This window comes from Nocardioides sp. (assembly GCF_964229035.1).
Classification (GTDB): Bacteria; Actinomycetota; Actinomycetes; order Propionibacteriales; family Nocardioidaceae; genus Nocardioides.
Genome location: NZ_CAXRAZ010000009.1, coordinates 17,967 through 30,560, shown reverse-complemented (window position 1 = coordinate 30,560; position 12,594 = coordinate 17,967). Strand labels below are relative to the sequence as shown.

The 12,594-nt window shown below is 71.4% G+C and carries 7 protein-coding genes; 6 read left to right on the top strand and 1 reads right to left on the bottom strand.

Annotation, left to right across the window (positions count from 1 at the left end):
- The first annotated feature begins 5 nt into the window (after positions 1 to 5).
- Positions 6 to 893, top strand: a complete 888-nt coding sequence (dapA, locus tag ACERUN_RS02815) for a 4-hydroxy-tetrahydrodipicolinate synthase (protein WP_370288165.1) — start codon at positions 6 to 8, stop codon at positions 891 to 893.
- The gene (locus ACERUN_RS02810; RefSeq protein ID WP_370288164.1) at positions 893 to 2,578 is read left to right on the top strand and encodes a ribonuclease J; all 1,686 of its coding nucleotides are present in this window, start codon (positions 893 to 895) and stop codon (positions 2,576 to 2,578) included. The genes dapA and ACERUN_RS02810 overlap by 1 nt, the downstream gene beginning before the upstream one ends.
- 83 nt (positions 2,579 to 2,661) lie before the next feature.
- Here the strand turns inward: ACERUN_RS02810 and ACERUN_RS02805 are convergent, their stop codons facing one another.
- Positions 2,662 to 5,835: a M4 family metallopeptidase gene (locus tag ACERUN_RS02805; RefSeq protein WP_370288163.1), complete on the bottom strand. Its 3,174-nt coding sequence runs from the start codon at positions 5,833 to 5,835 to the stop codon at positions 2,662 to 2,664.
- Between the two features lie 181 nt (positions 5,836 to 6,016).
- Here ACERUN_RS02805 and ACERUN_RS02800 point away from each other — a divergent pair, with 181 nt between their 5' ends.
- From ACERUN_RS02800 to pgsA, 4 genes are read left to right on the top strand one after another with little or no spacing between them, the layout of a single operon-like run.
- Positions 6,017 to 8,656 (top strand): DNA translocase FtsK, encoded by a 2,640-nt coding sequence (locus ACERUN_RS02800; RefSeq protein WP_370288162.1) that lies wholly within the window; start codon positions 6,017 to 6,019, stop codon positions 8,654 to 8,656.
- Positions 8,657 to 8,661: 5 nt separating this feature from the next.
- Entirely contained in the window at positions 8,662 to 10,296 is a 1,635-nt protein-coding gene (locus ACERUN_RS02795) for a helix-turn-helix domain-containing protein (RefSeq protein ID WP_370288293.1), read from the top strand.
- A 40-nt stretch (positions 10,297 to 10,336) separates the two neighbouring features.
- Positions 10,337 to 11,839 (top strand): 30S ribosomal protein S12 methylthiotransferase RimO, encoded by a 1,503-nt coding sequence (gene rimO / locus ACERUN_RS02790; protein WP_370288160.1) that lies wholly within the window; start codon positions 10,337 to 10,339, stop codon positions 11,837 to 11,839.
- Complete coding sequence (gene pgsA, locus ACERUN_RS02785; protein WP_370288159.1) at positions 11,836 to 12,477, top strand: CDP-diacylglycerol--glycerol-3-phosphate 3-phosphatidyltransferase; 642 nt, start codon at positions 11,836 to 11,838, stop codon at positions 12,475 to 12,477. Before rimO ends, pgsA begins: the two co-directional genes overlap by 4 nt.
- Positions 12,478 to 12,594 lie beyond the last annotated feature (117 nt).

Here is a 12,594-nt window from a genome sequence, read left to right as displayed (position 1 = left end):
CGGTCATGACTTCCGCACCCTTCGGCACCCTGCTGACCGCCATGGTCACGCCGTTCCACCCGGACGGCTCGGTCGACCTGGACGGGGTGCAGAAGGTGGCGCGCCACCTCGTCGACCACGGCAACGACGGCCTGGTCGTCTCGGGCACCACCGGCGAGTCGGCCACCACCACCGGTGCCGAGGACGCCGAGACCCTCGCCGCGGTCAAGGACGCGGTGGGCGATCGCGCGAAGATCGTCGCCGGCGTGGGCACCAACGACACCCGCCACTCCGTCGAGCTCGCCCGCCAGGCCGAGAAGGTCGGCGCCGACGGCCTGCTGCTCGTCACCCCCTACTACAACAAGCCCAGCCAGGCCGGCGTCCTCGAGCACTTCCGCCAGGTCGTCACCGCCACCGACGTGCCCGTGATGCTCTACGACGTGCCCGGGCGCACCGCCACCCGCATCGCCCACGACACCTACGCCGCCGCCCGGCAGTGGGAGACGGTCATCTCGGTCAAGGACGCCACCGGCGACCTCTCCGGTGCCGCGCGTTTGGTCGACCTCGGCTACTCCGTCTACTCCGGCGACGACGTCAACACCCTCGGCTACCTCGCCTACGGCGCGGTGGGGCTCGTCTCGGTCGTGGCGCACGCGGCCGGCGACCGGTTGCGGGCGATGATCGAGGCCTTCCGATCCGGCGACCACGCCGAGGCCCTGCGCCTGCACACCTCGCTCGTCCCCGCGTTCGACGCGGTCATGGGGGTGCCCAACTACGGCGCCACCACCGCCAAGGCGGCGCTGCAGCTGCTCGGCGTCCTCGACAGTCGCGCCGTGCGCTCGCCGCTGCTCCAGCTGGACGACGACGAAGTCGCGGCCCTGCGCGCGGGTCTCGACGCGGCGGGACTCCTCTGATGACGCACTTCCACCCCGAGCTCAGCGAGCCCCCCGCCCTGACCCCCGGTGGTCTGCGGGTCACCCCGCTCGGCGGCCTCGGCGACATCGGGCGCAACATGACCGTCTTCGAGTACGACGGGCGCCTGCTCATCGTCGACTGCGGCGTGCTCTTCCCGGAGGACCACCAACCGGGCGTCGACCTGATCCTCCCCGACTTCTCCTCGATCCGCGATCGCCTCGACAAGATCGAGGCGCTGGTGCTGACCCACGGCCACGAGGACCACATCGGCGCCACGCCGTTCCTGCTGCGCGAGCGCGAGGACATCCCGCTCGTCGGCTCCGAGCTCACCCTCGCGCTCGTCAACTCCAAGCTCCGCGAGCACCGCCTGCGCCAGACGCCGTTCTACACGGTCAAGGAGGGCGAGAAGATCACCTTCGGCCCCTTCGAGCTGGAGTTCGTGGCGGTCAACCACTCCATCCCGGACGCGCTCGCCGTCGCCATCCGCACGCCGGCGGGCCTGGTGCTGCACACCGGCGACTTCAAGATGGACCAGCTGCCGCTCGACGGCCGCATCACCGACCTGCGCCACTTCGCCCGCCTGGGGGAGGAGGGGGTCGACCTCTTCCTCACCGACTCCACCAACTCCGACGTGCCCGGCTTCACCACGGCCGAGCGCAAGATCACCCCGGTGCTCGACCAGACCTTCCGCGAGTCCGACCAGCGCATCATCGTGGCCTGCTTCGCCTCGCACGTGCACCGCGTGCAGCAGGTGCTCGACACCGCGGTGGCCCACGGGCGCAAGGTCGCCTACGTCGGGCGCTCGATGGTGCGCAACATGCAGATCGCGCGCGAGCTCGGCTACCTCGAGGTGCCCGACGGCGTGCTGGTCGACGCCACGGAGCTCGCGCAGCTGGCCCCGCACAAGCAGGTGCTCATCTCCACCGGCTCGCAGGGCGAGCCGATGAGCGCGCTCTCGCGCATCGCCCAGCGCAGCCACAACTTCGTGCACCTCGAGGAGGGCGACACCGTCGTCCTCGCCTCGAGCCTGATCCCCGGCAACGAGAACGCCGTCTACCGCGTGATCAACGGGCTCTCCAAGCTCGGGGCGCGCGTCGTCCACAAGGGCAACGCGCTCGTGCACGTGAGCGGTCACGCCAGCGCCGGCGAGCTGCTCTACTGCTACAACATCGTCAAGCCGCGCAACGTGATGCCCGTGCACGGCGAGGTGCGCCACCTGCTCGCCAACGCCGAGCTCGCCAAGGCCACCGGGGTCGAGAGCGTCGTCTACGCCGAGGACGGCTTCGTCGTCGACCTCGTCGACGGCTACGCGCACGTGGTGGGCAAGGTCGACTGCGGCTACGTGTTCGTCGACGGCCAGTCGGTCGGCGACATCACCGAGGCCGACCTCAAGGACCGTCGCATCCTCGGCGAGGAGGGCTTCGTCTCGGTGATCATCGTGGTCGACTCCGTGAGCGGCAAGGTCTCGGCCGGCCCCGAGATCCAGGCCCGCGGCCACGCCTGGAGCGACGAGGACTTCGAGCCCATCCGCCAACCCATCCTGGACGCCGTCAACCGCGCCCTCAGCGAGGGCAGCACCGACACCTACCAGCTGCAGCAGGTCATCCGCCGCACGATCGGCCGCTGGGTGAGCAACGCGCACAAGCGCCGTCCCATGATCATCCCGGTGGTCGTCGAGGCCTGAGCCCCTCACGCCCGACGACGACAGCGCCCCGCCCCCTCGCGAGAGGGGACGGGGCGCTGTCGTCATCCAGACCTCAGCAGTGACTACTGGCGACCCTTCAAGGTGATCCGGATGCCGGCCCGGAAGGCCCGCACCTTGGCGTCGCCGTCGTAGCGGACGACGGCCGGCACGCGCCGCACGCCCTGGCGGTACAGCTTCGCCAGCTGCGGGTTGGCCGGCACCGCGAGGATGCCCTTCGACACGCGACCGGTGTAGAGCTTGCTGCCGATGCGCAGCAGCACGCGGCCGCTCGGGGTGGCGCCGCTGGCGACGCGGATGCGCACCTTCACCACACCGTCGCGGGCACCCGCGTTCGGGTTGACCACGGCCGGGCTGGCCGCCGGGGCGGGCGGCGTCGTGACCGCCTTCTGGCACACGCTCATCGTGATGTTGTCGATGTACCAGCCGTCGACGCCGCCACAGCCGTCCATGCCGAAGTCGAAGCGGAACTTCACCGTGTCGCCGGCCTTCGCGACCTCGCCGAGATCGATGACCGAGGTGCCCCACGAGCCGGTGGGCACGCCGCCGTCGGTGCCGGTGAAGGCGGTCTCGCCCGCCATCGGGTTGGTGTTGCCCTCGGCGACCGTGTCGAGCTGGCCGGCGGGAGCGTTGAACAGCCACGCGGTGTCGGGCAGCGCGGTGAAGGCGCCGCCGTTGACGCTGACCTTCACGTTGCCGCCGTCGAAGCTGACCTCGGTGGCCACGTAGTGGTCGAACGACAGGCGGGGGAGGCTGCCGGCAGGCACCGTCAGCGCCGGCGTGGCGACGCCGACCCGCGAGGAGTAGTCGTTCGGACCGCCGTCGCAGACGCCGAAGCTGGGCTTCTCGCCCTTGTCGGCGAAGTAGAGCACCGAGGCGCCGCCCTGGTGGGCCGCCCCGCCCTTGCTGTTGATCGGCAGCTCGGAGGTGACCTTCGGGTCGAAGTGGGCGTTGTCGGCCTCCACGTCGGTGACCCAGCCGGCCGGGATCTTGCCGCCCTCGAAGCCCTCAGAGAAGACCTTCTTGGTGGTGGTTCCCTCACCGCAGCCGATCGTGCCCTGGCGCAGCAGCAGGCGGAAGTTGCACTGCACCGGCTCGACGCGCAGCTCGGTGGCCTGGGCGACCTTCGCCACCGCCGAGCAGTCGGCGTCGGTGATGGCCGGCATGGTCGGTGCGTCCACGGCGCTGCCGCCGGTGGCGCTGGAGCCCAGCGTGACCTGCTTGAGCGAGGTGTTGCCGATCAGGTCGGTGCACGAGGACTGCAGACCGTCGGCCAGCTCGGCGAAGCCCGAGGTGGGGGTCAGGTAGGAGGTCTGCGTGCGCCAGAAGATGTTGGCCGCCTTGTCGAGACCGATCCCAGGCACGGTGACGCCGTTGTAGGTGCCGCCGTCGACCAGCAGCGCGTAGGCGTGGTTCACCACGCCCGAGTTGGAGTGGACGCCGCCGCTGTCGTCGGTGCTGCAGAAGTACTCCTCGTCCGACACCTTGCCCGGGTCGCCGTAGCAGGTCGGGTTCCACATGTCGCGGATCGCGCCGCCGAAGGCCGGGTCGTCCTCGCCCGAGAGCCAGCGGTAGCTGTCGTCGCGCGGGTCGGTGGCGGCGTCGTCCAAGGTGATGGGCAGCTCGGTGGCGGCGTCCTTGATGCGGGTGCCGTCGGCCTGGCTGACCATCGCGCCGTACAGCGTGGAGTTCGCGCTGACCGTGGAGACCCCGGCGGTGTTGTTGCCGAAGATGATGCCGGCGGCACCGGCGGACTCGGCGTTGTCGATCTTCACGGAGAAGGTGCAGCCGCCGCGGTCGACGTAGACGAACTTGCCGACCAGCGCGGCCGCGTTGGAGAACGGCGAGCAGCCGTCGGTGTCGGAGCCCTTCTCCTCGACCGCGTCCTTGCCGACGACGAGGGTGTTCTCGACGTGGGTGATGATCGGGCCGAAGGAGGCGGCCGCCGCGGTGCAGGAGCCGACCGGGGCGCCGACGACGACGGCGATGTCGCCGCGGGTGCCCTTCGAGCAGTTGCCGTCGGTGCGCTTGGTCTCCTCGTCGGGGGAGTTGAGGCGGTCGTTGAGCATGTCGACCGTCTCGCCCCAGATGTCGGAGTACGCCTCGTTCATCGCGCCCGGCTGCCACTGGTAGAGCAGGCCGGAGGTGTACTCGGTGTAGGCGTGGCCCCACTCGTGCGCGACGGTGTCGTCGGAGGAGACGCCGGAGCAGTAGTTGGTGGAGGTGCCGTTCCAGTTGGCGTTGGGGCAGGCGATGCTCGGGTCGTTGTTGACCGTGATCATCTTCGAGCCCTTGCCGTCGTAGGAATCACGACCGAAGGTGTTCTTGAACAGCCAGTAGGCCTCGCCGGTGCCGGCGACCTCGCTGGCCTGGTCGGTGTCGAGGCCGCCCGGGAACGCGTCGCCCTCCTTCCACACGGGGGTGTCGCCGATCGACTCCTCGTGCAGCTCGCGGTCGAGCGCGTGGGCGATCATCGAGAAGCGGTTGACCGGCTTGCCGGAGACCGCGTCGAGCACGGTGGTCTCGCGCAGCTGCTTGCCGTCGGTGACCTCGACGACCCAGGCGAGCAGGTTGTCGCCCTCGACGCCCTGGATGGCGCCGCGGCGGTAGATGCTCAGCTCGGCCTTGGTGGCCTCGACCTTGCCGGTGGCCTTCGCGGGGGCCTCGCCCTCGGCGCCGGCCGGGGCCTTGGTGGCCAGGCTGATCGCCTTGGCGATGGCGTCGTCCTTGCTGAGGCGCGGGGTGGTGGCGACGTCGACCTTCGGGGCCACGAAACCCGAGACCGCGCGCAGGCGGCCCTGGCGGTCGACCTGAGCGCGCAGCTTGGCGCCGAAGACGGGCAGACCGCGGTAGGTCTGGTCGACGTCCACGGTGTAGCCGGCGGGGTTGGCGACGGCCGGGCCGGCCGCGAGCTGGTCGGCGGTGGCGCCGAACGCGCCCGCGAACCTGTCGACGTAGCCGTCGACCTTGCTCTGCGCGCCGATGAGGCTGCGCGCGGCGCTCGTGGACGGGAACAGGTCGCCGCTGGCCTTGACGAAGGCGAGGCGGCCGGTGGCGGGCGAGTTCGTCGCCGTGACCGTGCCGTCGGCGGCGTCGCGCAGCTGCTCGACGATCGACGGGTCCTTGGGCGCTGCCTGGGCCGCCGTCGTGGCAGAGGTGACCGGCACCGCGACGATCGCCGCACCGATCAAGGAGAGGCCGACGCCCCTCCGCAGCTGGGTGGACAGGGTGAGTCGCACTATGGAAATTCTCCTCCGAGACATCCGTGCCGTCGGCGGCGTCCGAGAGTCGTCCGCTCCGGGCACGTGGAGGGAACCCTAGGAGGAACGGTAGGTGTCTGAGAAGAGGCTGAGCGAAAGTCGGGCGGAGCGGCGCGTGTTGTTCCTGGGGCCGCTGTGACTTCTGGGTAGTTTGTGAACCATGGCGACCCGTACGTCTTCCCCGCCGGGGTCGCGCAGCCGGACCTCCTCCTCTTCACGCTCCTCGGGCGCGAAGAAGACGACCAGCTCGCGTTCCCGGAGTACACCAGCGAAGAAGACCGCCGCGAAGAAGAGTGCTTCCTCGCGGCGGCCGGCTCCGCGCGCCGTGCGCAGCGGCACCGGACCGGTCGCGCGGGCGTTCATCGCCCTCGGTCGCGGCGTCGTGGCCCTGTGGCTCGCCCTGGCCCACGGCATCGGAGCGGTCGCGCGCGGCATCGGCCACGGCGCCCGAGAGATCGAGCCCGAGCAGCGCCGTGACGGCGCCGGGCTGCTGCTGTGGGCCGCGGGACTCATCGTCGCGGCGGCCGTGTGGTTCGTCGTCCCCGGCGGTGTGATGGACCTCGCCCGCACCGTCGTGACCGGCTCGGTCGGCAAGGTCGGCTGGTTCGTGCCGCTACTGCTCGTGCTCGGCGGCTGGCGGCTCATGCGCGACCCGGTCGGCAACGGCCCGGCCGGACGCCAGGTGGTCGGTTGGTCGGCCCTCGGGTTCGGCGTGCTGGGCGTCGTCCACATCGCCAACGGCAGCCCGCAGCCGGTGCAGGGCGACACCTCGCCGCTGCGCGACGGCGGCGGTGCGATCGGCTACGTCGTCTCCGCGCTGCTGCAGGACCTCCTGCGCACCGACCTCGTGGTCGTGCCGGTGCTGCTGCTCCTGGCCTTCTTCGGCCTGCTCGTCATCACCGCCACGCCGCTCTACCGCGTCCCCGACCGGCTGCGCGAGCTCGGCGACACCCTGCTGGGCCGTCAGGTCGGCGCGGACGACGACGCCACCCAGGCCTACCGCTTCGACGACACCTTCGAGCGCATGGGCGACCCCGCCTACGACTCGCCGGTGCTCACCGAGCCCGAGCCGAAGAAGAAGCGACGCCGCAAGGCCGCCCCGGAGGCGGTCGAGGAGTCGATGGAGCTGCTCGAGCCCATCGACGTCGCCCTCACCGACGACGCGGCACCCGAGGAGGAGATCGACCCCCTCGCCGGCAGCGACGCCCTCATCGGACGACGCCTGGACGCCGCCCGCGCCTCCACCCCCGCGGACGACGACGAGACCGAGGTCGAGCCCCCGCCCCACGCGGACCTCCCGCAGCGCGTCGAGCAGCTCGCGCTCTCCGGCGACATCGTCTACACGCTGCCCGACGCCAGCGTCCTCAAGCCCGGAGATCCGCACCGGGCACGCTCGAAGGCCAGCGACGACGTGGTGGCGCGCCTGCAGCAGGTGCTCGACGAGTTCAACGTCGACGCCGCGGTTACCGGCTACACCCGCGGACCGACCGTCACGCGCTACGAGATCGAGCTCGGCACCGGCGTGAAGGTCGAGAAGATCCTCGGCGTCCAGCGCAACATCTCCTACGCCGTGGGCTCGGAGGACGTGCGCATCCTCAGCCCCATCCCGGGCAAGTCGGCCGTCGGCGTCGAGATCCCGAACACCGACAAGGAGATCGTCTCCCTCGGCGACGTGCTGCGCTCGAACGTCGCCCGCAGCGACCACCACCCGCTCGTCTCCGGCCTGGGCAAGGACGTCGAGGGCGGCTTCGTGGTCGCGAACCTGGCGAAGATGCCGCACCTGCTGGTGGCCGGCGCCACCGGCTCGGGCAAGTCGAGCTTCATCAACTCGATGATCACCTCGGTGCTGATGCGCTCCACCCCCGATGAGGTGCGCATGATCATGGTCGACCCCAAGCGGGTCGAGCTCAACGCCTACGAGGGCGTGCCGCACCTCATCACGCCGATCATCACCAACCCGAAGAAGGCCGCCGAGGCCCTCGAGTGGGTGTGCCGCGAGATGGACATGCGCTACGACGATCTCGCCAACTTCGGCTTCCGCCACATCAACGACTTCAACAAGGCCGTGCGCGAGGGCCGCGTCGAGGTGCCGCCGGGCAGCGAGCGCACGCTGACGCCCTACCCGTACCTACTGGTCATCGTCGACGAGCTCGCCGACCTCATGATGGTCGCCCCGCGCGACGTCGAGAGCTCGATCGTGCGGATCACCCAGCTGGCCCGCGCCGCCGGCATCCACCTGGTGCTGGCCACCCAGCGGCCCTCGGTCGACGTCGTCACCGGCCTGATCAAGGCCAACGTGCCCTCGCGCCTGGCGTTCGCCACCTCCAGCCTGGCCGACAGCCGCGTCATCCTCGACACCCCCGGCGCCGAGAAGCTCGTGGGTCAGGGTGACGGCCTGTTCCTGCCGATGGGCGCCTCCAAGCCCATCCGCGTGCAGGGGTCGTGGGTCACCGAGGCCGAGATCCACCAGGTCGTCAAGCACTGCAAGACCCAGCTCGAGCCCAGCTACCGCGAGGACGTCACCGCCCCCGCCGGCGCCAGCAAGGTGCTGGACGACGACATCGGCGACGACATGGACCTCGTGGTGCAGGCCATCGAGCTCGTCGTGTCGACGCAGTTCGGCTCGACCTCGATGCTGCAGCGCAAGCTCCGAGTCGGTTTCGCCAAGGCGGGCCGGCTGATGGACATCCTCGAGAGCCGCGGCGTGGTCGGACCCAGCGAGGGGTCCAAGGCCCGCGACGTGCTCGTGAAGCCCGACGAGATCGACGCCGTGATCATGACCATCCAGGGGGAGGCGTGAGCCAGATGACCGACCACAGCGAGCCCGACGAGTCGCTCGACGCCGGCGCTGACGCCGTGGAGGTGCGCCGCAACGCGGGCCTCTCGGCCGGGGTGGGCGCCATGGCGGCCCTGCTGGCGATCGCCTTCGCCGCCCGGGCCTTCACCGGTGGCTCGGGACTCGACTGGCTGCTCCTCGCGCTCCTGCTCGTGATCACCGGGGTGCACCTGGCGTCGCTGGTCGACAGCCGGGCACCCCTGCTGGTGGCCGACGACCACGGAGTGCGCCTGCGCAGCGGGGCGCGGTGGCGCGGTATCGCGTGGCCCGAGATCGACTGCCTCGAGCACCTCCCGCGCCGCGGTCTGCTGCGCGACGGTCACCTGCTCGTCGACGGCTTCGACGACCAGCAGCTCATCGTGCCGCTCACCCTGGCCACCCGGGTGGTCGGTGCGACGCCCGCGACGCTGAGCGACGTGCTCGCCGGACTGGCGCGCGGTCGCGCCGACGTGGTCGAGGTCGTCCCCGAGATCGAGGAGGAGCCCGTCGCCACCGGCACGGTGCCGACGCTCTCGGACCTCTACCGTGACGACGAGCCGTCCGGCCCGCCCACCGTGGAGCGCCGCGGCATCGCCGCCCAGGTCGCCGCGGGCCTCAGCGGCGGCGCGGCGACCACGGCCGCCGACGACGAGTGGGCCGACCCGTGGACCGACGAGGAGGCCGAGACCGGCGAGATCGCGCAGGTCGAGCGGGCCGAGCCCGAGCCCGAGCTCGAGGACGACGGCCCCGAGCCCACCCGCCGTCTTGCCACCGCAGCCCGCGTGGAGGCCACGGCGAGCCCGCGCGTCGTCCTCGCCCCCGAGGCGACGCCGGCCCTCGACTCGAACCCGAACCCGATCTCCGACGGAACCGAGGGCACCGTGGTGCTCCACGACCTGGCGCTGCAGCCGGCAGCCGAGCCGGTGATCGGCCCCGACCTGGCGGCGGCCCGTGCGCGTCTGCGCCTGACGATCGACCAGCTCTCCGAGCGCACCCGCATCCGACCGCACGTGATCGAGGCGATCGAGGTCGACGACTTCGCGCCCTGCGGGGGCGACTTCTACGCCCGCGGCCACCTGCGCACCCTCGCCCGGGTGCTCGGGATCGACGCCGCGCCGCTGGTGGCCTCCTACGACGAGCACTACGCCCACGAGCCGGTCGACCCGCGCCGGGTGTTCGAGTCCGAGCTCGCCACCGGCACCTCCGGCTCGATCCGCGGCACCCGCGGCGGTCGGAACTGGTCGGTGCTCATCGCCTTCGTGATGGCCGCCGTGCTCGTGTGGTCGGTCGCGCGCCTGGTGATGGGCGACGCCACGCCGGTGGCCGAGAAGCCCTACGTGCTCAACCAGAGCGGGGGAGTGAGCGCCGCGCAGCCGGGTGCCGAGCCCGTGCGCCTGCGCCTCACGGCCGCCGGCGGCGGTGCCACGCTCGTGGTGCGCGACGGCGTGGGCAAGGTGGTCTTCGACGGTGCGCTGGCCTTCGGCCAGACCACCCAGCTGCGGCTGGTCCCACCCGTGCGGGTGCAGACCTCCGACGGATCGGTCACCTTCGCCTTCGGCAAGGACGACCCCGCGGCGCTGGGCGGCACCGGCACCGAGGTCGCGCGCACCCTGGTGCCTCGCTGAATCCCGCTGCGGGGGCGGGCGCGAGTAGGCTCGTGCGGTCATGACCAGCACCTCCTCCGACGCCCAGACCGTGCCCGCGCCCGTCTCAGTGGCCCTGCTCACCCTCGGCTGCGCCCGCAACGACGTGGACTCGGAGGAGCTCGCCGGCCGCCTGGCCGCCGACGGGTTCGAGCTGGTCGACGACCCCGAGCAGGCCGACACCGTGGTGGTGAACACCTGCGGGTTCGTCGACGCGGCGAAGAAGGACTCCATCGACACGCTGCTCGCTGCGGCGGACCTTAAGGAGACCGGGCGGCCGCAGGCCGTCGTGGCGGTGGGATGCCTCGCGGAGCGCTACGGCTCCGAGCTCGCCGACTCGCTGCCGGAGGCCGACGCCGTGCTCGGCTTCGACGACTACCAGGACATCTCCGGGCGGCTGCGCTCGATCCTCGCCGGTGAGCGCCCCCACCCGCACACCCCGCGCGATCGTCGTCTGCTGCTGCCGATCAGCCCCGCCGAGCGCCAGAGCGCGGCCAGCGCCGTGCGCACCGACGAGCGCGGCGTCGACGAGGTCGAGGTGTCGATCCCCGGGCGCTCCGCCATCCGCCGCCGGCTGGACGGCGGCCCGATGGCCCCGCTCAAGCTGGCCAGCGGCTGCGACCGGCGCTGCACCTTCTGCGCCATCCCCTCCTTCCGCGGCTCGTTCGTGAGTCGCCGGCCTTCCGACGTCCTCGCCGAGGCGCACTGGCTGGCCGACCAGGGCGTCAAGGAGCTCTTCCTCGTCTCGGAGAACTCCACCTCCTACGGCAAGGACCTCGGCGACCTCGGCCTCCTCGAGACCCTCCTGCCCGAGCTCGCGGCCGTCGACGGCATCGAGCGGGTGCGCGTCTCGTACCTCCAGCCCGCCGAGACCCGTCCCGGCCTGGTGCGCGCCATCGCCACGACCCCCGGTGTGGCGCCCTACTTCGACCTCTCCTTCCAGCACGCCTCGGCCACCGTGCTGCGCCGCATGCGCCGCTTCGGCGACCCCGAGAGCTTCCTCGGCCTGCTCGACCAGGTTCGCACGCTCGCGCCCCACGCCGGCGTCCGATCGAACGTCATCGTCGGCTTCCCTGGGGAGACCGAGGCCGAGTTCGAGACCCTGTGCGACTTCCTGGTGGCCGCGCGCCTCGACGTCACCGGCGTCTTCGGCTACTCCGACGAGGACGGCACCGAGGCGGCGTCCTACGACCACAAGCTGCCGGACGACGAGATCCGCGCCCGCGTGCAGCACCTCACCGACCTCGTCGACGAGCTCGGTGCGGCCCGCGCCGCCGAGCGCATCGGCAGCACGGTCGAGGTGCTGGTGGAGGACCTCGACCCGGACCAGCTCGGACCGGCGGATGCCGGCGAGGTGCGGGCCGTCGAGGGCCGCGCCGCCGAGCAGGGCCCCGAGGTCGACGGCTCGACCCGCCTGGTCGGACTCACCGCGATGCCGCGCATCGGCGACATCGTCACGGCCGCCGTCATCGACACCGACGGCGTGGACCTGATCGCCGAGCCCCTGGGGGAGGGAGCCCGATGAGCGCCGATCCGACCAGCACCGAGACGCCCGCCGCGCGTCCGAGCAACTGGAACCTGCCCAACGCCCTCACCACCCTGCGCATCCTGCTGGTGCCGGTCTATGGTTGGGCGCTGCTGCACGACGGCGGCGACTCGGTGGGGTGGCGCACCCTGGCCTGGTTCATCTTCTTCGTCGCCATGGCCACCGACAAGCTCGACGGCGACCTGGCCCGCAGTCGCAACCTCGTCACCGACTTCGGCAAGATCGCCGACCCCATCGCCGACAAGGCGATCACCGGCATGGCCTTCATCGGCCTGTCGATCATCATGGACACCTGGTGGATGTGGGCGATCAGCATCATCGTGCTCCTTCGCGAGTGGTCGGTCACCCTGCTCCGGCTCTCGGTGCTCAAGACCGTGGTGATCGCGGCGGCCGCGTCCGGCAAGTGGAAGACCGCCATCCAGGGCCTGGCGCTCGGGTTCCTCACGCTCCCGCTGCTCGAGGTCGACGGCTGGCTCGACGTGCCCGGCGAGATCACCTACGGGCTCGCGATCGTGCTGCTGCTGGTCGCGTTCGTGCTCACCCTGTACTCGGGCTACGAGTTCTTCCGCGACGTGTGGCGCCAGCGCGACACGCTGCGTCGCGGTGCCCCGGCATGATCTGAGCCGCCGCGCGGCGGTCGTTGTCACATCGTTATAGGGATTTTGCCAAGAGGTCTTGCCCGGCTCTCCGGGTGGCCTCGTAGGGTCTCGATGTTCGTTCGCGGGCCTCGTTCT

Excerpts from the sequence above, each read along its gene's own strand:
- dapA (WP_370288165.1), top strand. The coding sequence starts at position 6 with ATGACTTCCGCACCCTTCGGCACCCTGCTGACCGCCATGGTCACGCCG.
- ACERUN_RS02810 (WP_370288164.1), top strand. The coding sequence starts at position 893 with ATGACGCACTTCCACCCCGAGCTCAGCGAGCCCCCCGCCCTGACCCCC.
- ACERUN_RS02800 (WP_370288162.1), top strand. The coding sequence starts at position 6,017 with ATGGCGACCCGTACGTCTTCCCCGCCGGGGTCGCGCAGCCGGACCTCC.
- ACERUN_RS02795 (WP_370288293.1), top strand. The coding sequence starts at position 8,662 with ATGACCGACCACAGCGAGCCCGACGAGTCGCTCGACGCCGGCGCTGAC.
- rimO (WP_370288160.1), top strand. The coding sequence starts at position 10,337 with ATGACCAGCACCTCCTCCGACGCCCAGACCGTGCCCGCGCCCGTCTCA.
- pgsA (WP_370288159.1), top strand. The coding sequence starts at position 11,836 with ATGAGCGCCGATCCGACCAGCACCGAGACGCCCGCCGCGCGTCCGAGC.